General features: G+C 59.0%; 23 protein-coding genes and 1 tRNA gene. 15 read left to right on the top strand and 9 right to left on the bottom strand.

The annotated features are described in order from the left end of the window. Positions 1-250: 250 nt before the first annotated feature. From RBR25_RS11450 to RBR25_RS11380, 15 genes are all read left to right on the top strand, one after another. A complete protein-coding gene (locus tag RBR25_RS11450; protein WP_432819685.1) occupies positions 251-1942 on the top strand; it encodes a Na/Pi cotransporter family protein in 1692 nt (563 codons plus the stop codon). Then, positions 1943-2848, top strand: coding sequence for an exopolyphosphatase (locus tag RBR25_RS11445; protein ID WP_432819684.1), 906 nt, complete (start codon positions 1943-1945; stop codon positions 2846-2848). A gap of 60 nt (positions 2849-2908) precedes the next feature. After that, positions 2909-4678 carry an indolepyruvate ferredoxin oxidoreductase subunit alpha gene (gene iorA, locus RBR25_RS11440; RefSeq protein ID WP_432819683.1) on the top strand — a complete coding sequence of 590 codons (1770 nt, stop codon included), beginning with the start codon at positions 2909-2911 and terminating at the stop codon, positions 4676-4678. After that, on the top strand, positions 4668-5246 hold the full coding sequence (locus RBR25_RS11435; RefSeq protein WP_432819682.1) for an indolepyruvate oxidoreductase subunit beta: 579 nt from the start codon (positions 4668-4670) through the stop codon (positions 5244-5246). Before iorA ends, RBR25_RS11435 begins: the two co-directional genes overlap by 11 nt. 34 nt (positions 5247-5280) lie before the next feature. Further along, positions 5281-6585, top strand: coding sequence for a phenylacetate--CoA ligase family protein (locus RBR25_RS11430; RefSeq protein WP_432819681.1), 1305 nt, complete (start codon positions 5281-5283; stop codon positions 6583-6585). 26 nt (positions 6586-6611) lie between these two features. After that, a complete protein-coding gene (locus tag RBR25_RS11425; RefSeq protein ID WP_432819680.1) occupies positions 6612-7043 on the top strand; it encodes an ACT domain-containing protein in 432 nt (143 codons plus the stop codon). Positions 7044-7066: 23 nt separating this feature from the next. Then, positions 7067-8407, top strand: coding sequence for a phenylacetate--CoA ligase family protein (locus tag RBR25_RS11420; RefSeq protein ID WP_432819679.1), 1341 nt, complete (start codon positions 7067-7069; stop codon positions 8405-8407). 104 nt (positions 8408-8511) lie between these two features. Continuing rightward, positions 8512-8588: transfer RNA gene (locus tag RBR25_RS11415), tRNA-Pro, on the top strand. A 78-nt stretch (positions 8589-8666) separates the two neighbouring features. Continuing rightward, positions 8667-10415, top strand: coding sequence for an arginine--tRNA ligase (argS, locus tag RBR25_RS11410; RefSeq protein WP_432819678.1), 1749 nt, complete (start codon positions 8667-8669; stop codon positions 10413-10415). 151 nt (positions 10416-10566) lie between these two features. Continuing rightward, a complete protein-coding gene (locus RBR25_RS11405; RefSeq protein WP_432819677.1) occupies positions 10567-12330 on the top strand; it encodes a DEAD/DEAH box helicase in 1764 nt (587 codons plus the stop codon). Between the two features lie 104 nt (positions 12331-12434). Continuing rightward, entirely contained in the window at positions 12435-13265 is an 831-nt protein-coding gene (locus tag RBR25_RS11400) for a restriction endonuclease (RefSeq protein WP_432819676.1), read from the top strand. 244 nt (positions 13266-13509) lie between these two features. Next, positions 13510-13755: a type II toxin-antitoxin system Phd/YefM family antitoxin gene (locus RBR25_RS11395; RefSeq protein ID WP_432819675.1), complete on the top strand. Its 246-nt coding sequence runs from the start codon at positions 13510-13512 to the stop codon at positions 13753-13755. Then, positions 13745-14029 (top strand): type II toxin-antitoxin system RelE family toxin, encoded by a 285-nt coding sequence (locus tag RBR25_RS11390; protein ID WP_432819674.1) that lies wholly within the window; start codon positions 13745-13747, stop codon positions 14027-14029. The genes RBR25_RS11395 and RBR25_RS11390 overlap by 11 nt, the downstream gene beginning before the upstream one ends. A gap of 111 nt (positions 14030-14140) precedes the next feature. Continuing rightward, positions 14141-14419, top strand: coding sequence for a type II toxin-antitoxin system Phd/YefM family antitoxin (locus RBR25_RS11385; RefSeq protein ID WP_432819673.1), 279 nt, complete (start codon positions 14141-14143; stop codon positions 14417-14419). After that, positions 14416-14712, top strand: coding sequence for a type II toxin-antitoxin system RelE/ParE family toxin (locus RBR25_RS11380; protein ID WP_432819672.1), 297 nt, complete (start codon positions 14416-14418; stop codon positions 14710-14712). Before RBR25_RS11385 ends, RBR25_RS11380 begins: the two co-directional genes overlap by 4 nt. Before the next feature lie 65 nt (positions 14713-14777). Here the strand turns inward: RBR25_RS11380 and RBR25_RS11375 are convergent, their stop codons facing one another. The 9 genes from RBR25_RS11375 to carA form a co-directional block, all read right to left on the bottom strand. Beyond that, a complete protein-coding gene (locus tag RBR25_RS11375; RefSeq protein WP_432819671.1) occupies positions 14778-15095 on the bottom strand; it encodes an RNA recognition motif domain-containing protein in 318 nt (105 codons plus the stop codon). A gap of 17 nt (positions 15096-15112) precedes the next feature. Next, positions 15113-15970, bottom strand: coding sequence for a ribosome biogenesis GTPase YlqF (gene ylqF, locus RBR25_RS11370; protein WP_432819670.1), 858 nt, complete (start codon positions 15968-15970; stop codon positions 15113-15115). Positions 15971-16373: 403 nt separating this feature from the next. Continuing rightward, complete coding sequence (locus tag RBR25_RS11365) at positions 16374-16769, bottom strand: type II toxin-antitoxin system VapC family toxin (RefSeq protein WP_432819669.1); 396 nt, start codon at positions 16767-16769, stop codon at positions 16374-16376. Then, on the bottom strand, positions 16766-17008 hold the full coding sequence (locus tag RBR25_RS11360; RefSeq protein WP_432819668.1) for a FitA-like ribbon-helix-helix domain-containing protein: 243 nt from the start codon (positions 17006-17008) through the stop codon (positions 16766-16768). The genes RBR25_RS11365 and RBR25_RS11360 overlap by 4 nt, the downstream gene beginning before the upstream one ends. 102 nt (positions 17009-17110) lie before the next feature. Next, the gene (recG, locus tag RBR25_RS11355; RefSeq protein WP_432819667.1) at positions 17111-19264 is read right to left on the bottom strand and encodes an ATP-dependent DNA helicase RecG; all 2154 of its coding nucleotides are present in this window, start codon (positions 19262-19264) and stop codon (positions 17111-17113) included. Positions 19265-19279: 15 nt separating this feature from the next. Beyond that, positions 19280-19483 carry a DUF1858 domain-containing protein gene (locus RBR25_RS11350; protein WP_432819666.1) on the bottom strand — a complete coding sequence of 68 codons (204 nt, stop codon included), beginning with the start codon at positions 19481-19483 and terminating at the stop codon, positions 19280-19282. 16 nt (positions 19484-19499) lie between these two features. Further along, positions 19500-19976 (bottom strand): transcription elongation factor GreA, encoded by a 477-nt coding sequence (gene greA / locus RBR25_RS11345; RefSeq protein WP_432819665.1) that lies wholly within the window; start codon positions 19974-19976, stop codon positions 19500-19502. A gap of 94 nt (positions 19977-20070) precedes the next feature. Continuing rightward, positions 20071-23316 carry a carbamoyl-phosphate synthase large subunit gene (gene carB / locus RBR25_RS11340; protein WP_432819664.1) on the bottom strand — a complete coding sequence of 1082 codons (3246 nt, stop codon included), beginning with the start codon at positions 23314-23316 and terminating at the stop codon, positions 20071-20073. 55 nt (positions 23317-23371) lie between these two features. Further along, positions 23372-24526 (bottom strand): glutamine-hydrolyzing carbamoyl-phosphate synthase small subunit, encoded by a 1155-nt coding sequence (carA, locus tag RBR25_RS11335; RefSeq protein ID WP_432819663.1) that lies wholly within the window; start codon positions 24524-24526, stop codon positions 23372-23374. Position 24527 lies beyond the last annotated feature (1 nt).

Raw genomic sequence — 24527 nt, 5'->3', positions numbered from 1 at the left:
GTTTCAAAGAGCCATTAAGACCGCTGCGGGGATATCTACGACATTTTGCCGAGGCCTTTCGGCCCGGCAACAACCGAATTGGTTGGCTCATGCCTCAAGCCGCGTGAGCTTTTTTCGCGATTGCATCCTTTATAGTTCCCCCGCGTTTTCGAAGCCCATCCCTTTCATCCTCCTCGCGGTGGCCCGATGAATCGGACGCCGGGGGTTTTTATTCCCGCGTGCCGGCCCACCGTATCCCCAGGGAGAACCCATGCTGGACATTCTTCTCAACGAAAAACTGATCTTTGGCCTGGTCGGCGGACTGGGACTTTTTCTCTTCGGCATGAAGATCATGTCCGAAGGGTTGCAGAAGATCGCCGGCGACCGCATGCGCAAGATTCTTTCCGCCCTGACCAACAACCGGATTATCGGCACCTTGGTCGGTCTAACCGTGACCGCCATCATCCAGTCCTCCAGCGCCACGACGGTCATGGTGGTCGGCTTCGTCAATGCCGGCCTCATGTCCTTGGTCCAGTCCATCGGCGTTATTCTTGGCGCCAACATCGGCACCACCATTACTGCCCAGCTCATTGCTTTCAAGATCACCAAATACGCCTTGCCCGCCATCGGCCTCGGTGCCGGACTTAAACTTTTTTCCCGCAGTCGCAAGTGGGTCTACATCGGTGAGGTGTTGCTCGGTTTTGGTCTGCTTTTCTTCGGCCTGCAGATCATGGAGCAAGCATTCAATCCCCTGAAATCGAGCCAGGAATTTCGTGAAATATTCGTTCTGGTCGGGGATATGCCGCTGCTTGGCGTGTTGATTGGTACGATTCTGACCATAATCGTCCAGAGCAGTAGTGCCACCATGGGTATCACCATCGCCCTGGCCAGTGCCGGACTCATCTCCTTCGAGGCGAGCGTGGCCCTGGTTCTGGGCGAAAATATCGGCACCACCATCACCGCCAATCTGGCCGCCATCGGTACGAATCTGGCCGCCCGGCGTACGGCTTTCGCCCATTTCCTGTTCAATTTCATTGGCGTTGCCTACATGATTCTGCTGTTGCCCTTCTTTCTTTCCTTCGTTAACAGCATCACCCCCGGCGATGCCGATTTCGTCATTCAGGCCCAACAACAGGCCCAGACCCTGGGTGCCGCCGTTGGCGACAAACCCTTTATCGCCCGGCATATCGCCAATACCCATTCCCTCTTTAATATCATCAACACCATCATCTTCCTGCCTCTCGTCGGAATCTTGGCGAAGCTCACTACATTGATCATCCGTGGCCGCGATGAAGAGATGGAATTCCATCTGAAATATATCGACAACCGTGTCCTCAACACCCCGCCGATCGCTCTCGGACAGGCCAAGGCGGAAACCCGCCGTATGGGTCAGATCGCCCTGGAAATGCTCGACGAAACCCTCCTTTTTCTGAAGGACGGCAACGAAAAGCGGATTGCCGTTCTGGAAAAGAAGGAAGAGATTGTCGATCTTTTGCAGAAGGAGATCACCGACTTCCTCGTCGCCCTGTCGCAAAAATCGATTACCCAGGACACGTCCAAGCAGCTCGCCTCGATGATGCACATGGTCAACGACCTGGAGCGGGTGGGGGATCACTGCGAAAACCTTTGGCGTCTCGGCCAGAAAAAGGGAGCCCAGAAAATTATCTTCTCGGATGTGGGGGAGGCGGAACTGGTGCAGATCGGAGAAAGCACCAAGAGCCTGCTGGAATTCGTCGTCGCCGGCCAGGCCCGGGAAGACAAGACGATCATGGAAAAGGCCCGGCATATGGAAGACAACATCGATTATCTGGAAGAATCGATGCGCAACAACCACATCGCCCGCCTCAATACCGGCGAATGCGCGGTTCTGCCCGGTCTGATCTTCATCGATATGCTGCACAATTTCGAGAAGATCGGCGACCACACCTTTAACGTGGCGCAAGCGGTGGTGGGGGAGAAATAATTGTTTGCGGCCATCGACATTGGCACCAACACGGTTCGCATGTTACTGGCCGAGGTCGGTCTTCAAGGACTGACGCCATGTTGTTACGAACGCCGCATCACCCGCCTGGGCGGCGGGTTGTGCCCGATAAAGGGTCTGGCTCCCGATGCCCGGGAACGGACCCTTTGCGCGTTACGCGACATGGTTGCGACCATGGCCGCTCATGATGTCCAACGGTTGCGAGCGGTCGGCACCCAGGCTCTGCGTCTGGCGACGAACGGCACGGATTTTGTTCACGCCATCCGGCACGAACTGGGCATTGCCGTCGAAATCATCAGTGGCGACGAAGAGGCCCGCCTCAGCGCCCTCGGCGTCCGCGAAGCCCTGCGGCCTCAGCCCCCGTCCTGCCTGATCTTTGATATCGGTGGCGGCAGCACCGAGTTCATCCTGCTCGAAAGGAACCAGCGCCGGTTCGCCCGCAGCTATCCTTTGGGCGTGGTCCGTCTGGCCGAATCATCGGAGGAAACGGATCAGGTCATTGATGACATCCTTGATCGATTGGAAAAAGATCTGCACGACGTCAAAACGTCGGTCACCGACACGACCGCGCTGGTCGGCACCGCCGGCACCGTCACGACCATCGCCGCTCTGGATTTGGAAATGACCGATTACGACTGGCGGCGGGTGAACAATCACCGGGTGTCACGGGAACGGGTCGAATATTTTCTTTACCGCTTACGGTCCATGTCCGTGAGCGAACGGGAAAATCTGCCGGGGATGGAAAAGGGGCGCGGCGACCTGATCGTTCCAGGCCTTTCGATCGTTTCAGGGCTTCTTGCCCGATTCCGCAAAGCCGAAATCATTGTTAGTGATTTCGGTCTTTTGGAAGGCATCGTTCTGGATTTGGCGGCTGCGCCGGCAAATTGACTTTTACCCCCCGATTGTCTATATTCGCCTTTCTTCATTACATCCCAACCGAGGAGTTCTATGTCACAGGCAATTCTGTCCGGCAATGAAGCCTTCGCCCGCGGCGCTTTCGAGGCCGGGGTACGTGTCGCTTCGGCCTATCCCGGCACGCCAAGCACCGAAATTCTTGAGAATATTTCCCAGTACCAGGAAATCGATTCCAACTGGGCTCCTAACGAGAAGGTCAGCCTCGAAGTTGCCATCGGCGCCAGTTTCGGCGGTGCCCGGGCTATGGTCGCGATGAAGCATGTCGGCCTCAACGTCGCCGCCGACCCCCTCATGACCCTATCCTATATCGGCGTACGCGGCGGCCTCGCACTGGTAGTTTGTGACGACCCGGAGATGCACTCGTCGCAAAACGAGCAAGACAGCCGCCACTACGCCCGGCTGGCCAAAGCGCCGATGCTTGAACCCGCCGACAGTGCCGAGGCACTGGCATTCACCCGGCTCGCCTTCGAACTGAGCGAGCAGTTCGATACCCCGGTCCTGCTGCGCTCCAATACGCGCATCTCCCACGGAAAATCCATCGTCACCCTGGGGGAGCGGGTCAGCGGCCTGCCCGAACCGAAAATCGAGCGGAACCCCGGCAAGTTCGTCATGCTCCCGGCCAACGCCCGCAAGCGCCACCCGCTGGTCGAGCAGCGCCTGCTCGATCTCAAGACCTGGGGCTGCAACCACGAGATCAACCGCATCGAGGAAGGGGAGGGGGAGGTCGGTGTCATCACCGCCGGCATCGCTTACCAGTATGCCAAGGAAGTGCTGCCCAAGGCGCACATCCTCAAGCTCGGCATGGTCTATCCCCTTCCTGAGCAGTTGATCCGCGACTTCGCTGCCCGCTGCAAAACCCTCTACGTCATCGAGGAACTCGATCCCTTCATCGAAGAGCAGGTCAAGGCGATGGGGATTGACGTCAAGGGTAAGGAGATCTTCCCCATCTGCGGGGAATTCTCCCCCAGCCGCGTCGCTGCCGCTCTCGGTCTGCCCCAGCCTCAGGGAGTCGCGGTGCCTTCCGAGCCGCTGCCCAACCGGCCCCCCAACATGTGCCCCGGCTGTTCCCATCGCGGGGTCTTCTATGCCCTGAAGCGTCTCGGTGCCTTCGTCACCGGCGACATCGGCTGCTATACCCTAGGCGCCCTGCCGCCTCTTTCGGCCATGGATACCTGCGTTTGCATGGGCGCCGGCATCAGCAGCGCCACCGGCATGGCCAAGGCCCTGGGCGAGGCGGAGCGCTTCAAGGTGGTCGGCGTCATGGGCGATTCGACTTTCCTCCATTCGGGCATCACCAGCCTGATGGACATGGCCTACAGCGGCACCCCGGCCACGGCCATCATCCTCGACAACCGCATCACCGCCATGACCGGTCGCCAGGATAATCCCGGATCGGGCCACACCCTCGCGGGTCTGGAAACGCTTCCCGTCAATCTTGAAGCGATCTGCCGCGCCATTGGCATCCGCAATGTGCAAGTCGTCGATCCCTACGATCTGGACCGGACCCAGCAGGTCATCGACGAGGAGATGCGCCGACCCGAGCCCTCGGTGGTCATCGCCCGCCGTTCCTGCATGCTCGACCGTCACGGCCGCGGGGTGCGCAGCACACCGCTGTTCGTCAAGACAGAAGCCTGCACCGCCTGCAAGGCCTGCTTAAAGATCGGTTGTCCCGCCATTGAATGGCGGACGGACGAAGGGGGTGGCAAGGGCCACGCTTATGTCAACCAGGCGCTCTGCGTCGGCTGTGGTCTCTGCCGGCAGGTCTGTAAATTCGATGCCTTTGGAGTCGGTCATGAGTCCTGATGTAAAAAATATCCTGCTCGCCGGGGTCGGCGGTCAGGGCACCCTGCTGGCCAGCGAAATCCTCTCTGAAACCCTGATGCTGGCCGGTTTCGACGTGAAGAAGAGCGAGGTCCACGGCATGTCCCAGCGGGGTGGTAGCGTCACGTCCCACGTCCGCTACGGCACCAAGGTCTACAGCCCGCTCATCCCCGACGGGCAGGTCGACGTGCTCTTCGGTTTCGAGCTGCTCGAAACCTATCGTTATCTGCCGACATTGCGTGCCGGCGGCGCGGTGGTGGTCAACGATCTGAAAGTCATGCCCGCGACCGTGGCCATGGGGACGGAAAACTATCCCGTGGATATTCCCGGAAAAATTTGCTCCGTCTGCGCCGATGCCAAGATTGTCGACGGCCTCGACCTGGCTCTGAAGGCCGGCAACGCCCGTACCGTCAACACCGTCCTTCTTGGGGCCCTGTCACAACGCATGGAGATTGGCGAGGAGCTGTGGCTGGCGGGCTTGAAGAAGATGGTTCCGGAAAGGTTCCTAAAGGAAAATCTCGCCGCTTTCCAGCTCGGCCGTCAGGCCTGATGGGTAAATCTCGTTTTTTGTCAAAGGGTGAGTCATGATCTGGAACGACGAATTTGAAACCCTGCCCCGGGAAGTCATCGAATCCCTGCAAGTCAAGCGTCTGCGCCAGACCCTGGAGCGGGTCAACGCCACCGTCCCCTTTTATCGGGAGCAGTTCCGCAAGGCCAAGGTGACGCCGGACCAGATCAAAAGCCTCGATGATCTGCGCCGGTTGCCCTTCACCCTCAAACAGGACATGCGCGACAACTACCCCTACGGGCTCTTCGCCGTTCCTCTGGAGCAGATCGTCCGCATCCACGCCTCCTCGGGCACCACCGGCAAGCCGACGGTGGTCGGCTACACCCGCCGCGACATCGATACCTGGGCGGAACTGATGGCCCGCTCCTTCGTCGCCGCCGGCGCCCACAAGGGGGATGTCATCCATAACGCCTACGGCTACGGCCTCTTCACCGGCGGTCTCGGCGCTCACTACGGGGCCGAGCGTCTGGGCGCCTCGGTCATCCCCATGTCCGGCGGCAACACCATGAAACAGCTGATGATCATGCAGGATTTCGGCTCGACGGTGCTGACCTGTACGCCCTCCTACAGCCTCTATCTCGCCGAGGTGGCGGCCGAGGAGGGGATCGATTTCAAGGCGCTCAAGCTCAAGGTCGGGATATTCGGCGCTGAGCCCTGGAGCGAAGAGATGCGCAAGGAGATCGAAGAAAAACTCAATCTCAAGGCAATCGACATCTACGGGCTCTCGGAAATCCTCGGCCCCGGCGTCGCCATCGAGTGCATTGAGGCGCAAAAAGGGCTGCACATCTGGGAGGATCACTTCATCCCCGAAATCATCGATCCGGAGAGCGGCGAGATCCTTCCCTGGGGCGAGCAGGGGGAACTGGTGATTACGACCATCACCAAAGAGGGGATTCCGATGATCCGCTATCGTACCCGCGACATCACCCGGATCATCCCCGAACCCTGTATCTGCGGTCGCACCCATGTGCGTCTGGAACGGATGAGCGGGCGCAGCGACGACATGCTCATCATTCGCGGCGTGAACGTCTTCCCGTCGCAGATCGAAAGTGTGCTGATTAATATCGAAGGGGTCGAGCCCCACTATCAGCTGATCGTCGACCGGGAAGAGAATCTCGACACCCTGGAAGTGCAGGTCGAGGTCAACGAACAATCCTTTTCTGACGAAATCAAGGTCTTGCAGGGGCTTTCCAACCGCATCCGGAAAGAGATCAAGGACATGCTCGGCGTCACCTGCAAGGTGCGCCTGGTGGAGCCGAAGACCATCGCCCGCAGTGAAGGCAAGGCCAAGCGGGTCATCGACAAGCGCAAGGAACAGTGACCGTTCGCAACAGTCAAGGGGGTACCATGAAAGTCGATCAGATTTCCATTTTCATAGAAAACAAGTCGGGACGGCTGGCGGAAGTTACCCGGGTTCTGGGCGAAGCGGGCGTCAATATCCGCGCCCTGTCCTTGGCGGATACTTCGGATTTCGGTATCTTGCGGCTCATTGTTAATAAAACGGATGAAGCCAAGGCGGTGCTCAAGAGCAAGGGGTTCACCGTCAACAAGACCGACGTAGTGGCGGTAGAGGTTCCCGACCGGCCCCTGGGTCTCAACAGTATTCTCGAAATCCTCGACCGGGGGCATGTGAATGTGGAGTACATGTACGCCTTCGTCGAACGTTGCGGCGAAAATGCCGTCATCATCTTCCGCTTCGACAACACCGATGAAGCCATCCAGGTTCTGACCCGGGGCGGCATCACGGTTCTTTACGGTGAACGCATCTACAACATGTAGATCAAACGGATTGTTGATTTTCGATGTCCAGAGTTGAACACAAACAGAATGCCGCCCCGGTAGAACGTATCTGGGATCCGGCGAACGAATGCATGCCCCGCCCCGAACTGGAGATACTTCAGCTCTTTCGCCTCAAGCAGACGGTGCGCCGGGTCTGGGAGAACGTCCCCTGCTATCAGGCCAAGTTCCGTGAACTCGGCCTGGGGCCAGAGGATATCCGCTCCTTGGCCGATCTCTCCCGGCTGCCCTTCACCACCAAGGAAGACCTGCGCCTGAACTACCCCTACGGCATGTTTGCCGTTCCCCTGCGGGAAGTGGTGCGCATCCATTCCTCCTCCGGCACCACCGGCAAACCGACGGTGGTCGGCTACTCCCGGCAGGATCTCGACAACTGGTCGGAACTGGCGGCTCGCTTCATGACCGCCGCCGGCGTCACCGAGGACGATATTGTCCACATCGCCTTCGGCTACGGCCTCTTCACCGGCGCCTTCGGTCTGCACTACGGTGCCGAACGCATCGGCGCCTCGGTCATCCCCATGTCCAGCGGCAATACCGACAAGCAGCTGATGATCATGCAGGATTACCGCTCCAGCGCCCTGGTCTGTACGCCGTCCTACGCCCTGACCATGGCCGAGCGCATGGACAAGCTCGGCATCGACCGCTCGCAGCTCTCCCTGCGGGTCGGCCTCTTCGGCGCCGAGCCCTGGAGTGAGGAAATGCGCCGTGAGATCGAAAACCGCCTCGGAGTCATCGCCACCGACAACTATGGCCTTTCCGAAGTCATGGGGCCCGGCGTCGCCGGCGAGTGTCAGCAGCGTTGCGGCATGCACATCTTTGAGGATCACTTCCTGCCGGAGATCATCGATCCGGAAAGCGGCGAGGTTCTTCCCCCCGGCTCCGTCGGCGAACTGGTGCTGACCAGCCTCACCAAGGAGGCTTTTCCGGTCATTCGCTACCGCACCCGCGACATCACCAGCCTCGATTACGCGCCCTGCGCCTGCGGCCGCACGTTGGTACGCATGCGCAAGACCATGGGCCGCAGCGACGACATGCTCATCATCAAAGGGGTCAACGTCTTCCCGACCCAGATCGAGGAAGTGCTCTTCCAGGTCGAGGGCTGCCAACCCCACTACCAACTGGTTATCGACCGGGTCGGCAATGTCGATACCCTAGAGGTGCAGGTCGAGGTTTGCGAGAGTATTTTCTTCGATGAAATGAAAAAGCAGCGGGCTTTCGTCGAAATTCTGGAGAAGCGCCTCCTTTCCACCCTCGGGGTCGGCGCCAAGGTCAAACTGGTCGAACCGTCGTCCATCACCCGCCACGAAGGTAAGGCCAAGCGGGTCTTCGACAAACGTCGGCTCTGATTTTCCAACCTATTGACTTTAAAAGATAAAATAAAATTTAAGCCGGATGAATTTATCCTTGACATTCCCGGCGCTATCGCCGATAATCCGGCCTCGTTGATTGACGGGGCGTAGCGCAGCCTGGTAGCGCACGTGCATGGGGTGCACGGGGTCGGAGGTTCAAATCCTCTCGCCCCGACCAACGAGAAAAAGGGAGTGACTTGGTCACTCCCTTTTTTTTCGGCGCGGCTCTTTAAGCCCGCCGCGAAGGATGCAGATCATGAAAGAACAGATTCAGCGGTTGCTGGAAGAAGCCCTTGCCGCCATGAAAGCAAAGGGACTCTTCCCCGCCGACCTTGAACCAGCCATCCAGATCGACCGCACCAAGGACAAGGCCCACGGCGATCTCGCCACCAACCTGGCCATGGTCGGAGCCAAGACGGCAAAAAAGAATCCTCGCCAGCTTGCCGCCGAGCTCATCGAACAGTTGCCGGCATCGAAGCTGGTGCGCCGGGTCGAGATCGCCGGTCCCGGCTTCATCAACTTCTATCTCAATCCCGACTGGCTGGCCGAACAGCTGGAAAACGCCCTGGCCGATCCGCGCCTGGCCATTCCCCTAGCGGCCGCGCCGCAGACGGTGGTGGTCGATTATTCCTCCCCCAATCTCGCCAAGGAGATGCACGTCGGTCATCTGCGTTCGACCATCATCGGCGATTGCGTCTCCCGCACCCTCGAATTCCTCGGTCACCAGGTCATCCGCCACAACCATGTCGGCGACTGGGGTACCCAGTTCGGCATGCTCCTGGCGCACATGGAGGAACTGCAAGGGCAGGCGGGAGAGATCCGCATGCAGCTTTCCGACTTGGAGAGCTTCTACCGCGAGGCCAAGGGGCGCTTCGACGCGTCCCCCGCATTCGCCGACCGCGCCCGGCAACTGGTGGTCGATCTCCAGTCCGGCGATGCCCACTGTAATCGTCTCTGGCGGGAATTCCTCGACATCTCCCTGTCTCACTGCCAGCAGATCTACGACCGGCTCAACGTCGCCCTGACCCGTGAGAATGTGCGCGGCGAGAGCGCCTACAACGACGATCTGCCCCAGGTGATCGAGGATCTGGCCGCCGCCGGTCTGCTTACCGAAGATCAGGGCGCCCGCTGCGTCTTTCTCGATGAATTCAAGGGGAAGGATGACGAACCCCTGCCGATGATCGTCCAGAAGAAGGACGGCGGCTATCTCTACGCCACCACCGACCTCGCCGCCATCCGCTACCGTCTGCGCGTCCTCAAGGCCGACCGGCTGCTCTATTTCGTCGATCATCGCCAATCCCTGCATTTCCAGCAGCTCTTCGCCGTCGCCCGCAAAGCCGGATTCGCCGATGAGCACACCAGCCTCGAACACATGCCCTTCGGCACGGTCATGGGCGAGGACGGCAAGCCCTTCAAGACCCGCTCCGGCGGCGTCGCCAAACTCGCCGATCTGCTCGACGAGGCCGAGTCCCGCGCCTATGAGCTGGTCAAGGCCAAAAATCCGGAAATGAGCGAGGAAGAGCTGCGCCACATCGGCCGAGTGGTCGGCATCGCCTCAGTGAAGTACGCCGACCTCTCCAAACACCGCACCAGCGATTACGTCTTCAGCTTCGACCAGATGCTCAGCTTTGAGGGGAACACCGCCCCCTATCTGCTCTACGCCTACACTCGGGTGGCCGGCATTTTCCGGCGGGGAGAGATCGACGCCGAGGCGCTGCAAGGGAGCATCCGCCTGGAAGAAGAAGTGGAGAAGGAACTCGCCGGCAAGCTCGCCCAGTTCGGCGAGGTGGTCCAGCGCGTCGCCGAACGCGGTTGGCCGCATCTTCTCTGCGGCTATCTCTATGACCTGTCCGGAATTTTCTCCGGTTTCTACCAGAGCTGCCCGGTCCTCAACTGCGACGATGCCGCCATCCGCGCCAGCCGCCTGAAACTCGCCCGGCTCACCGCTCGGACGCTGCAACAGGGTTTGGCGCTCCTCGGCATCGAAACGCTGGAGCGGATGTAAGAGACAAACGCCCGTCCAACCCCTCTCCCTCCGGAAGAGGGTATTTTAAAGGCGTCCTGACTTTTCCGGTCACGGCGCCTTTTGTTTTTCTTTTTGAACGATTATGATGGGGCGACTTGCCATTGTTCCATTCCCTCCGCAAAGGATTCCCATGAGCGAAGAAGCCATCGTCAGTTTCGCCGATCTCGCCTTGGCCCCGGCCGTTTTCCGGGTCATCGACGAAGTCGGTTACGAAACCCCCTCGCCAATCCAGGCCCAGAGCATCCCGCCACTGCTGGAAGGGCGCGATCTGCTCGGCCAAGCGCAGACCGGCACCGGCAAGACCGCCGCTTTTTCCCTGCCGCTCTTGAGCCGCATCGACCCGGCGCTGAAATATCCGCAGATTCTGGTGCTGACGCCAACCCGCGAACTGGCCTTGCAGGTGGCCGAGGCGATGCAGACCTACGCCCGCCATCTGCCGGGTTTTCAGGTGTTGCCGGTCTACGGTGGCCAGAACATGAGTCAGCAGTTGCGCCAGTTGTCGCGGGGCGTGCAGGCGGTGGTGGGAACGCCGGGGCGGATTCAGGACCATCTGCGCCGGGGCACGCTCAAGCTCGACCGGCTGCTGGCGGTGGTGGTGGACGAAGCGGACGAAATGCTCAAGATGGGCTTCATTGAGGAGGTCGAGCAGATTCTCGAACATGCGCCCCCCACGCGGCAGACCGCGCTTTTTTCCGCGACCATGCCCAACGAGGTGTTGCAGGTGGCCCGCCGGCACCTCAGAAATCCCGTGGAAATCCGCATCAAAACCAAGACCTCGACGGTGGAGACCATCAGCCAGCGTTTCTGGCAGGTGAAGGGACTGCACAAACTCGATGCCCTGACCCGCATTCTCGAAGCGGAAGAGATCGAGGCGATGCTCATCTTCGTCCGCACCAAGATCGACACCGTCGAACTCTCGGAAAAACTCGAAGCGCGGGGCTTTTCCTGCGCGCCCTTAAACGGCGACATGACCCAGGCGATGCGCGAGAAGACCGTCGAGCGCCTGAAAAACGGTAGTCTTGACATCGTCGTCGCCACCGACGTGGCGGCCCGCGGCCTCGACGTTAAGCGCATCAGCCATGTGGTCAACTACGACATCCCCTACGACACCGAGGCCTACATCCACCGCATCGGCCGGACGGGGAGGGCGGGGCGGGAAGGCAAGGCCATCCTCTTCGTCGCCCCCCGCGAGCGGCGGATGCTCTATGCCATCGAACAGGCCACCCGCCAGCCGATCACACCGATGACTCTGCCGAGTCGCCAGGACATCACCGACCGGCGCATCGGCCTCTTTAAAGAGATGATCGCCGAGGCGATGGAGTCGCAGGATCTGGAATTTTTCGAGGAGTTAATCGACAACTATCAGGATGAATACGATGTCGGCCTGCGCCGCATTGCCGCGACTCTGGCTTATCTGGTGCAGAAGGACAAACCCTTGCAAATGGAAGGCGGCGCCGAAGAGAAGGTCAAGGCGGCGCCCGAGGCCCCGGAGCGCCCGCGCGTCCGCGAGAAGACCGGCGACATGCGCCGTTACCGCATTGAGGTCGGCCGCATCCATGGCGTCGAACCCCGCCATATCGTCGGCGCCATCAGCAACGAGGCGCAACTGAGCAGTACCCACATCGGCCAGATCAAACTCCACGACGCCTTCAGCCTGGTCGACCTCCCCGCCGATCTGCCCAAGGAAACCATCCGTCTGCTCAAAGACGTCTGGGTCTGCGGCCAACGCCTGCAACTCAGCCTCGACGAAGGCAAACCCGCGTCGGGCAAGGAAAAACCATTTAAAAAAAGACCGGGGAAGAAAGTCGAAAAAGCGGCGCGGACGAAACCGGTCGGGAAGAAGCCGCCGGTGAAGAGGAAAAGTAAATTTGGTGCTGATTCTGACCAGACTTAAGGATTTACTTTTAATGCAAATGCCCATAATTGCTAGCAATTAATCAGACGGGCAGATACAGGACGAGGGAAATGTCGAAAAGACAATCGGAGTTCGTTAGATGGATGGGGCCTATTCTTGATGCACTTCGTTATCTTGGTGGCTCCGGTAAGCCCCGTGAGGTCTCTGAGCTTGTAGCTGAAAGGCTTTCGGTTCCAGATAAAAAACAGGAGGAAACGCTCAAATCTGGTCAGTCCAGATTTCATAACCAAGTTGCTTGGGCTCGACAATACTTAGTTTGGGAGGGACTTCTAGATAGCTCGACCCGTGGTGTTTGGTCGCTTACTGAGAAAGGCAACGAAACCAAACTGAGCGATGAGGCAGGTAGGCAAATATTCCTCAAATGGGTCAAAATTCATTCTGATGCACGCAAGAAGGGCACCGATCCGGACATTCCTGCTGCCATTGAGCAGAGCGTAGACGATGATGATCACAAACAGGTTTTACTGGAGGTTTTGAAAGGATTGACACCGGAGGGATTTGAGCGCGTTTGCGCGCGTTTACTTCGAGAGTCCGGATTCGAGAAGGTAACGGTCACTGGCGGTCCAAAAGATGAAGGGATCGATGGGATTGGCATACTTCAGGTTAATCCTTTCGTGAGTTTCAAGGTTCTTTTCCAGTGCAAGCGGTACAAAGGTGCGGTTTCTCGGGCTCAGGTCGGTGATTTCCGCAACGCCATGATCGGACGGGCAGACAAGGGCATTATTATGACAACCGGAACTTTCACGACGGATGCGCGTCGAGAAGCAGATCGTGATGGTGCCCCGCCAGTTGAGCTTGTAGATGGTGAAAAACTCGTAGAAATGTTCGAAAGCATCGAGTTGGGTCTGAAGCCCAAGCGGATTTACCAAGTAGATCATGCATTCTTTGCCCCATATTTAGCGAAAAATGACTAATAGGACCGCAGCAGGCCATAGGTCACGGCAGTGGAACAGCAGCGGGTCAGGTGGAACAGCAGCGGGTCAGGCTTCCAAGTTGCCAGGATGATCAACTGAGGGGTAAATCAGGACGTCAACCCAATCAACTTGATTAAACCTATGAAATTCCATAACTTTCTGCCTTGAGAAAATAAACTCTTTTATTCCCTGCGATCCCCAGGTTATTATGGTGCCATATTTAAACCTATTCTAAGGGCTTATTATGGACCGAATTTTCGCCTCCGCATCCGTCAGCATCAGCGACCTCAAGAAAAATCCCAGTCGCGTTATCCTTCAGGCCGAAGGCGCTCCCGTGGCGATTTTGAACCACAACAAACCGAGCGCCTATCTGGTTCCAGCCGAGACCTTCGAGGCCGTGATGGAAAAACTCGAAGAGTACGAATTGGTGAAACTGGTGGAAGAACGGGCCGAGGAAGCGACAGTGAAGGTCAGCCTTGATGACCTATGAACTCGAATTCAAGGTGTCCGCGCTCAAGGAATGGCGCAAGTTGGACGAGTCGGTTCGTCATCAGTTCAAGAAAAAGCTCGCCGAAAGGCTCGTCCAGCCCAGGGTTGAAGCGGATCGTCTGCGCCACTTGCCGGACTGTTACAAGATTAAGCTGAGAAATGCAGGTTATCGGCTGGTCTACCAGGTTGACGACCGAAAGGTTCTGGTGATTGTGGTGGCGGTCGGCCGCCGTGATCGCCTGACCGTCTACCGCGCCGCCAAGGATCGCAGCTGAACGCGAAAGCCCCCTGACTCCAAATCAAAGGCGTAACATCACCCGAAAAAAGACCGTTGCGTCAGCCACCTCCAGATGCTACTTTCAAAAGTACAACAGGAGGTACAACCAATGCCAAGAGTGCCGAAAATCATCCCCATCTCGGATCTTCGCCAGGACGTCGGCGGCGTCATCAAGCGCGTATCCGTTTCCCGCGAACCCCTGATTATCACTCAGCGCGGAAGGGCCGCCGCCGTGATGGTCAGCATGAAAGAATACGAACAAACCCAGCATGAGCTTGAAATCCTGCGATTGCTTGCTCGTGGCGAGCGGGACATCGAGGCCGGCGTCGGCTTCGACCTGGAAGCCGTGCTCGCCGACGCGGATGCGCTTCTGGCGGAACAGCAATGAAAATCGTCTTTACCCCAGCGGCACGCGATCAGTTTCTGCACGCATTAGCCTATATCCGCCGCGACAACCCGCTCGCGGCGGTTTCATTTCGGCAGAAGACCGAGAAAATCCTCTCCCGTCTCCGCGATTATCCCGAAACCGGACGAACTCTTCCGGAGTTTCCGGACATTCACTACCGTGAGGTCATCGTGACGCCCTATCGGTTTTTCTATCGGGTCAAAGACGATGTGGTCTGGGTCGTGGCCGTCTGGCACGGCGCACAGATTCCTGAAGACCCGTCGGAAACCGGCTAGAACCGTGAAAGCCCCCTGACTCCGAAAAGAGCAGGGGGCTTTCGCGGTTCATGGTTCATCCCCAGTTACGGACGGCGTTTTCCGGGGCGGTCGAGGCGCGCGGGCTTTTTCCCGCCGCCGGGCTTGGCCGGCCCGGGTTTTTGCGGCCGCGCCTCGGAAACCTCGATCTTGCGCGGACCGAGAAGGGCGCCGTCGAGGGTATCGACGACCTCGCGCACCTTGACGTCGGCCATCTTGACGTAGGCGCAGCCCTTGAACTGACCGCTCTGGTGATCGGTAATCATGTGGATGGAGCGCACCTTGCCCGCCACCTCGAAGAGTTTCTGCAATTCTTCTTCTGTCGTTTCGAAGGCGATATTTCCGACGTAAAAATCGACCAGCATAATATCTCCAGTGTTATTTATGAGTTATCGGTTGAATCTAAGGTCTCTTCTGAAGGTTCCTCGAAGCTGACGCGGCCAAGCTTGCCGCCGCGCAGCTCGCGGATGAAGGCCTCGGCGGCGCGGTGCATATCGATGTCGCCACCGGCCATCAGACAACCCCGTTTGTGGCCGATGGCCTCGACCAGCGCGGTGGGCGTCTCGGGAAGATCAGCCAATCCGTAGCGTTCGCGCAGCATTTCGGGATAGCGCCGCAGGAGATAGTCTCCGGCATAGAGCGCCACTTCGAGATAATCGATGGCGCTGTCGCCGATGGCGCCGCTCGCTGCCAGCCGATAGGCGACGTCCTGATTTTCCATGTCCGGCCAGAGCAGCCCCGGCGTGTCGGAGAGCATGATGCCGTTGCGCAGGTCGACCTGCTGGTGGCAGGTGGTGATGGCCGGCCGGTCGCCGACCCGCGCCATCTTCTTGCCGGCCAGGGTGTTGATGAGGGTCGATTTGCCGACATTGGGGATGCCGACCACCATTGCCCGCAGGGGGAAGCCGGGCTTAGCGCGCTTGGGCGCGAGCTGCTTGCACAGTTTGGTGATGAATCCGACCTGGCCCCGGTCGCGGGCATCAAAGGGCAGGGCGCGCACATCTTTCTGCGCGTCGAAAAAACGCACCCACGCCTGGGTGACCTCCGGGTCGGCGAGATCGCTTTTGTTCAGAATCTTGATGCAGGGTTTATGGCGACGCAGGGTGCCGAGAATGGGATTGGCGCTGGAAACGGGAAGACGGGCGTCAAGCACTTCGATAATGACATCGAAGGACATGATGACATCGGCAACCTGCCGACGGGCTTTCGCCATGTGCCCGGGGTACCATTCAATTTTCATCTATCCAAGATCCTTTTCAATAACTGCTTGATTGGCGGGCAATTTAACATAGTCACGTGGAAAATGTCGAAAATTTCCGTGAGCAAGAAGTCATGCGCTATTTCGGGGGAGAAGTTTCTGGACGGCAACAGCTAAAGGCGGACATCAACACGTTACGTCGCATAAGATATATTATGTAAACTAAAGCAGACGTAAAACCAAAGGGGCCGAGCGAGAGAAAGTGGCAATGGAAACCAGGTCATGGATGTTGCGATCCCCCTTTAATCACAAAGTCGCTAAAGATGAGATTTTTCCCCATATCCAAGCCAGGGCCGGTCGAAAAAAGTCGATTACAGGGCAAATTTGGAGGTTGGGATTTGTTCAGTTTCAACCACTTGTTTTTATTGATACTTTTCGACGCCTATTACCGTGCCGTCAGCGCCACGGCGGTTTCGGGGAACGCCCGCAATATTTTACCGTCCATGGTGATCAGTTTGACTCCAAGATGTTGTGCCAACGTTACGAATTCGCAATCATAGGCCGAGCAATCGCTCCTCTCCACCAGAGTCAGGACCGATTCGGAGCTGACGTCGAATTCGAAACCGGCCATCATCGTTTCAGCCTCCTGTTGCAGTTGAACCGCTTGCACCAAGGTTAACTGCCCTCGGCGCAGAATACCGGCCAGAACATTTCTGAATTCACTTTGCCAGAGAATGGGCGTGGCCCACTGCGGCTCGTCCAGCAGCAACTGCTCGGCCTGGGGGGTGAATTCGCAAGGCAGGTACAGATAGACCAGAATGTTGGTATCGACGACGATCACGAGCGGCCTTCCCGTTTGAAGGCATCCAGCTCGTCCGCATGAAAGACCGTTTCAATTCGGCCGCGCAGTTGACGTGCCCTGCGCAAACGTTCTTCGGCGGCAAAACCGCCGGGGGTCAGAACAGCTTCCAGACAGACGATGGCTTCGCTGTTGATGCTACGCCGATGCAATTCAGCGGAAGCCTTAAGGCGGGCGTAAACCTCGTCGGGGATATTTTTAAGAGTCAGAGTCGTGGGCATGGCTCCTCCTTTCACTTTGGAACCATTATGGTTGCGAAACGCCACTCCGTCAAGTCACCACCAATACAATAGGATGATCCGTTCCCGACGGGGTTTTCCCTCTTAGCCGATACTCGCCAACTCCAGTCGATTCCCCCAGCGCTCCATCAGAACTTGTCGTAACTCCTCGTACTTTGGATGAGTCATGAAATCCACCTCGGCGGCGAGGCGGAAAGCTTCCTGACGGGCTTCTTCGAGGACGCGTCCGTCACGGAGGAGATTGGCGACGCGGAAGTCGGGCAGGCCCGATTGCCGGGTGCCGAGGAATTCGCCGGGGCCGCGAATTTCCAGGTCGGCTTCGGCGATACGGAAACCGTCGTTGGTTTCGGTCATCACCTGCAAGCGCTTCATGCCGTCCTCACTGCAGCGCTGGGAGCGGATCAGCAGGCAATGGCTCTGGTCGGCGCCGCGCCCGACCCGTCCGCGCAGCTGATGGAGCTGGGCCAGGCCGAAACGCTCGGCGTGTTCCACCAGCATCACCGTGGAGTTGGGCACGTCGATGCCGACCTCGATAACTGTGGTCGACACGAGAATATCAAGTCGGCGCTTTTTGAAGTCATCCATCACCGCCTCTTTTTCGTCCGGCTTCATCTGGCCGTGCAACAAGCCGATCTTGAAATCGGGGAAAATCTTCTCTTGCAGATGGGCGGCCCCTTCGCTGGCGGCGAGGAGATCGGACTTCTCGGATTCCTTCACCAGCGGATAGACGATGTAGGCCTGCCTCCCCTGCCCCACCTCATTTTTAATGAAATTATAGGCCCGGTCACGGTGATTTTCACTCAGCATCTTAGTGACGACGGGCGTACGACCCGGCGGCAGTTCGTCAATTACCGACAGGGCGAGATCGCCGTAGAGGGTCAGGGAGAGGGTGCGGGGGATGGGCGTGGCGGTCATGACCAGGATATGCGGGGAAACCCCTTTACGCTTGAGCTCCCCCCGTTGGCGTACGCCAAAGCGGTGCTGTTCGTCGATGATCCCGAGGCCAAGCTGCTGAAATTCCACCCCTTCCTGCAACAGGGCATGGGTGCCGACAACGAGATGGATGGCACCGGCACGGATCGCTTCAAGAGTTTCGCGCTTCTCTTTGACGGTTTGCGAGCCGGTCAGCAGAGCGCAGCGCAAGCCGAGGGCTTCGAGCCAATGATGGAATTGCCGGTAATGCTGCTCGGCGAGGATTTCCGTCGGCGCCACGACCGCCACCTGGGTGTCGTTTTCGATGGCGATGAGTGCCGCCATCAGAGCAACGATGGTCTTGCCGCAACCGACATCCCCCTGCACCAGCCGGTTCATGGGATGGGGGGCCATCAGATCGGCTTTGATTTCGCCGAGGACCCGGCGCTGGGCGGCGGTGAGCCGGAAAGGGAGCATCTTCGCGAGGGGTCTGGTGTAGCGGTGTTGGACCTGGAAGGGAATGCCCTCTTCCAGAACGATGCCGCGCCGTTTCAGGGCCAGGCCAAGTTCGAGAAAGAAGAACTCGTCGAAGACCAGGGTGCGGCGAGCGGCATCCCTCCCCTCTTCCAGTTCCCGCAAAGAAACCTCGCCTTCGGGCCAATGGGCCTGAGCCAAGGCCTCGGCCAATGGGAGCAGATTCCGGCGGCGAGCGATCTCCTTGGGAATGGCGGAGGTTACCAAGGGGGCATAGCGCTCGACCACCTCCTTCATGATCTTGCGCAGGCTCTTTTGTGGCAGGCCTTCGGTGAGGGGGTAGACCGGCAGGATGCGGCCGAAACTTAAAGGGTCGGCGCGCAGGACGATTTCGGCGTCGGCACCGTCGGGAAGGAATTCCACGTCGGGATGATGCACTTCGCGCAGGGCGCCGAAGCGTTTGACCTCGCCGATGAAGACCGCCTTGCGGCCGACGGCAAACTGTTTTTGCATCCAGTCGCCGCGATAGCGGAACCATTTGAGGGCTACCTGGCCGCTGCCGTCGCTCACCATTGCCTCGAAAATCTTCTTGCGGGCACGAGGGGTGACGGTTTCGCCGGCGTAGGTAATTTCACCGGTAAAAACCTCGGCGGCGCCGGGTACGAGTTGGGCGATCTTCTTCAGTTGGCGGCGGTCTTCGTAGCGGAAAGGCAGGCAGTAGAGGGCGTCCTCCACGGTGTGGAGTCCGAGTTTGGCGAGTTTTTCCAGGACACGGGGACCGACCCCCCGGATCGTTTCCAGGGGGGTCGAAAGTAGTTGCATACCGCGATTTCGGGTGGGAGTCAGGGGCATCCCCTCCCCTCCCGATTACTTTTCGAAAATGGCGTTGAGCGCTTTGAGCAGCTCGTTGATATCCAGGCCGTGAGCGGTGGCGCCATGCTCCAGGCTTTCGCTCATGGCACCCATGCAACCGACGCAGCCGAGGCGGAATTGGCGCAGCACACCGACGACTTCCGGACTCATCTGCATCACCTGATGAAAGGTCATATCCTTGGTGATTTTCTGGCTCATAGCGGGTCTCCTTTGATTATTCGTATTTGATATCGATGATTTCGTAGATGCGCAGCCCCGAGGGAACCTTGATGCGCACTTCGTCATCGAGCTTGTGGCCGATAAGGGCCTTGCCCACCGGGGAGGTCACCGAAATCTTTCCCTGCTTGAGATCGGCTTCATCCTCACCAACGATCTGATAGGTCACTTCCGTGCCGGAATCGACATCGAAGATGGTAACAGTGGCGCCGAAGACCACCTTGTCCGTATCGAGCTCCGCCGGGTTGATGACCTGGGCGCGGGCAATCTTGTCGTTCAGTTCCTTGATTCGACCTTCGATGAAACCCTGACGATCCTTGGCGGCGTCGTACTCGGCGTTTTCTGAGAGATCTCCATGGCCGCGGGCTTCGGCGATGTCCTGAACGACTTTAGGACGATCGACGCGAATCAGCTTCTTGAGTTCTTCCTGGAGGCGCTGATAGCCCTCCTGGGTCATGGGTAGGGAATGGGACATGGCTGCTTCTCTTTCCTTTTCCAAAAATAGTGTCGGGCAGGTTACCCCGCCCGACATGTGTATTCATACCGTTTTTTCGCTGAAAAGAAAACCTTTATTTCGGCGGATAATACTCTTGTAGCGGCGTCACGTCAAGAGCTTCGCGGCTCATGGCGAGGATGCCGTCGACAGCGGCGTTAATGCCGGCGACGGTGGTGTAGTAGGCGACGTTGTTCATCAGCGCGGTGCGGCGGATGGAATAAGAGTCGGCAACCGACTGGGGACCCAGGGTAGTATTGAAAACCAGTTGGATTTCCCGGCTTTTGAGGGCGTCGACAACGTGGGGCCGACCTTCCTTGACCTTGTTGATGGGGCTGACCAAAACCCCGTGAGCCTCCAGATAGCTCGCCGTGCCGTGAGTCGCCACCAGTTTGAAACCGGCTTCGGCCAATTTCCGCGCCGATTCGAGGATATGGCGCTTATCCGCATCCTTGACGCTGATAAAGGCGCTGCCGCTCAACGGCAGCTTGACGTTGGCCGCCAACTGCGCCTTGGCGAAGGCTTTGCCGAATTCGTAGTCGATGCCCATGACTTCGCCCGTCGATTTCATCTCAGGTCCGAGCAGGGTATCGACGCCGGGAAACTTGACGAAGGGGAAGACCGATTCCTTTACCGAGATGTGCTTGGGGGTGATTTCTCCTGAAACCCCCAGTTCTTTCAGAGTTTTTCCGGCCATGATCCGGGCCGCGATCTTGGCCAGCGACCGGCCGGTGGCCTTGGAGACGAAGGGGACGGTGCGGCTCGCCCGGGGGTTGACTTCCAGGAGGTAGACGATGCCGTCTTTGACCGCAAACTGGATGTTCATCAGGCCGACGACCTTCAGCTCCAGGGCCAGGGCCGCGGTCTGCCGGCGGATGTCGTCAACGATGGCCGGCGCCAGGGAATAAGGCGGCAGGGAGCAGGCCGAATCGCCTGAGTGAATACCCGCCTCTTCAATGTGCTGCATGATGCCGCCGATAACGACCTCCTGACCGTCACAGAGGGCGTCCACATCGACCTCGATGGCGTCTTCCAGAAACTTGTCGACGAGAATCGGATGCTCGGGAGAAGCCTCGACCGCGTGCTTCATGTAATTGCAAAGCTGCTCCAGTTCGTAGACGATCTCCATCGCCCGGCCGCCGAGTACGTAGGACGGCCGCACCACCACCGGGTAGCCGATGCGTTCTGCTACCTTCTCGGCCTCCTCGAAGGAACGGGCCAAGCCGTTTTCTGGCTGTTTCAGGTCGAGCTTGTGCAACAGCGCCTGAAAGCGCTCCCGGTCCTCGGCGCGGTCGATGGCGTCGGGGGAAGTGCCGATGATCGGCACTCCCGCTTGTTCCAGGGCCACCGCCAGCTTGAGCGGGGTCTGGCCGCCGAACTGAACAATGACCCCGACCGGTTTTTCCACGGCGACGATTTCCAGCACGTCTTCCAGGGTCAGGGGTTCGAAGTAGAGGCGATCCGAGGTGTCATAGTCGGTGGAGACCGTCTCGGGGTTACAGTTGACCATGATCGTCTCGAAACCGTCCTCGGCCAGGGCGAAGACCCCATGCACGCAGCAGTAGTCGAATTCAATCCCCTGGCCGATGCGGTTGGGACCGCCGCCGAGAATCATGATCTTCTTGCGGTCACTCGGCGCCGCCTCGCACTCTTCTTCGTAGGTCGAGTAGAGATAGGGGGTAAAGGCAACGAACTCGGCGCCGCAGGTATCGACCCGCTTGTAGACCGGGCGCACGCCGAAGCGGTGACGCAGGGTACGAATGTCCCCTTCCGTCGTTTGCCAGAGTTGGGCCAGACGTTTGTCGGAAAAACCGTTTTGTTTGGCCTCGCGCAGCGTTTCGCCATCCTCGCGGGCGGAAGGGGCGAGGGCGATCAGTTTCGACTCCATGGCGACAATGGCGGCAAGATGGTGCAGAAACCAGGGGTCGATGCGGGTCAGTTCATGAACCTGGTCGATGGTAAAGCCGGCGCGAAAGGCGTCCCCCACATACCAGAGTCGCTCCCAGTTGGGCACCCGCAGCCGGGATTGAAGCAGGGCCTGCTCGCTTTCCGTCAGTTCCCGTCGCATTTCTTCATGCACGTCGAACAACCGGCTCTCCAGACCGTGGGAGCCGATTTCCAGAGAGCGCAGCGCCTTCTGGAAACTCTCCCTGAAGGTCCGGCCGATGGCCATGACCTCCCCCACCGACTTCATCTGCGTGGTCAACGTCGCGTCGGCCTTGGGAAACTTTTCGAAAGTGAAGCGGGGAATTTTGGTGACGACGTAGTCGATGGTTGGCTCGAAAGAGGCGTAGGTCTCCCGGGTGATGTCGTTGGGAATCTCATCGAGGGTGTAGCCGACCGAAAGCTTGGCGGCGATCTTGGCGATGGGAAAGCCGGTGGCCTTGGAGGCCAAGGCTGAAGAGCGGGAAACACGGGGGTTCATCTCGATCACCACCAGTCGGCCGTCCTCGGGGTTGATGCCGAACTGGATGTTCGAGCCGCCGGTTTCCACGCCGATTTCCCGGATGATGCGCAAGGAGGCGTCGCGGAGGATCTGGTATTCCTTGTCGGTCAGAGTTTGCGCCGGGGCGACGGTAATGGAGTCGCCGGTATGCACGCCCATGGGATCCAGGTTTTCGATGGAGCAGATGATGACCACGTTGTCGGCGAGGTCGCGCATGACCTCCAGCTCGTACTCCTTCCAGCCGATGACCGATTCTTCGACCAGGATTTCGTCTGTCGGCGAAGCATCGATGCCGGCCATGGCCATCTGCTCGTACTCTTCCCGGTTGTAGGCAATGCCGCCGCCGGTGCCGCCGAGGGTGAAGGAGGGGCGGATGATGGCGGGAAAACCAACATGTTCAATGACCTCCATCACCTCCTGATAGTTATGGGCCAGGCCCGAGCGGGGGACAGCCACGCCGATGCGCTCCATCGCCTGCTTGAACAGGGTGCGGTCCTCGGCCATCTCGATGGCCGGCAGCTTGGCGCCGATGAGTTCCACGCCGAACTTGTCGAGGATGCCGTTCTTGGCTACCGCCACCGCCGTGTTGAGGGCGGTCTGCCCGCCCAGGGTCGGCAGCAGGGCGTCGGGGCGCTCCTTCTCGATGATCCGCGCCAATACCTCGGGGGTCACCGCCTCGACATAGGTGCGGTCGGCAAAGCCGGGGTCGGTCATGATGGTCGCCGGGTTGCTGTTGAGCAGGACGATTTCGTACCCCTCTTCCTTCAGCGCCTTGCAGGCCTGGGTGCCGGAGTAGTCGAACTCGCAGGCCTGACCAATGACAATCGGCCCGGCGCCGACGATGAGAATTTTCTTGATATCTGCGCGTTTGGGCATGTTTTATCTTTCACTCAAGAGGAGAGAGGTTAAAGGACAAAGGACAAAAGACATGCTAAAGACCTTTTTCCTTTATCCTGGATCCTTTTCCCTGTTTTTCCTGCTCCATCATCGCGATGAAGCGGTCGAAGAGATAGCGGGCGTCGTGGGGGCCGGGGGAAGCCTCGGGGTGGTACTGAACGGAGAAGGCCGGGACGCTCCGGTGGCAGATCCCCTCGACGGTGCTGTCGTTGAGATTGACGTGGGTCTGGACGGCGCTGTCAGTGATGGAGGCAGCATCGACGGCGAAGCCGTGATTCTGCGAAGTGATCTCCACGGCGTGCTTTTCCCCCTGTAAGACCGGCTGGTTGCCGCCACGATGGCCGAACTTGAGCTTGTAGGTGCGGCCGCCGAGAGCCAGACTGAGCAGTTGATGGCCGAGGCAGATCCCGAAAATCGGCTTCTTGCCGAGAATCTTCCGGATGTTTTCCTGGGCATAACGGATCGGCTCGGGGTCACCGGGTCCGTTGCTGAGAAAAACCCCGTCCGGATCCATCGCCAACACCTCTTCCGCCGGGGTGAAGGCGGGGACGACGGTGACATCACAACCGAGACTGACCAGGTTGCGCAGGATGTTGCGCTTGATACCGAAATCGTAGGCCACGACCTTGAAGCGCGGCGGCGTCTCGGGGCGCGCATAGCCCCGGCCCAGCTCCCACAGCCCTTCTTCCCAGTGATAGGGCGCGTCGCAGGTCACTTCCCGCACCAGGTCGCGGCCGACGATGGACGGCGCCTGGCGCGCTTTCGCCACCAGACTCTCGGGATTTATATCGACGGAAGAGATAATGCCGGTTTGGGCGCCGTGGTCACGGATGTGCCGAACCAGCGCCCGGGTGTCGATCCCCTGGATGCCGATGATGCCGTTCTCCTTGAGATAGGCGTCGAGGCTCATGCGCGCGCGCCAGTTGCTCGGCACTTCGTGGCATTCTTTGACCACGAAACCGGCCAGATGCGGGCGGGAGGATTCCACATCCTCGGGGTTGATGCCGCAGTTGCCGATCATCGGATAGGTCATGGTGACGATCTCGCCGCGATAGGAGGGATCGGTGAGAATCTCCTGATAGCCGGTCATGCTGGTGTTGAAGACCACTTCACCGGTGACTTCGCCGGTGGCGCCGAAGGATTTTCCGTGGAAAACCCGGCCGTCGGCCAGGGCCAGAATGGCTTTCATT

Origin of the sequence: Trichloromonas sp. (assembly GCF_034006665.1) — a bacterium.
Taxonomy (GTDB): domain Bacteria; phylum Desulfobacterota; class Desulfuromonadia; order Desulfuromonadales; family Trichloromonadaceae; genus Trichloromonas.
The sequence above is the reverse complement of the archived record's forward strand: the minus strand, read 5'-3'. Positions and strand labels throughout refer to the sequence as shown.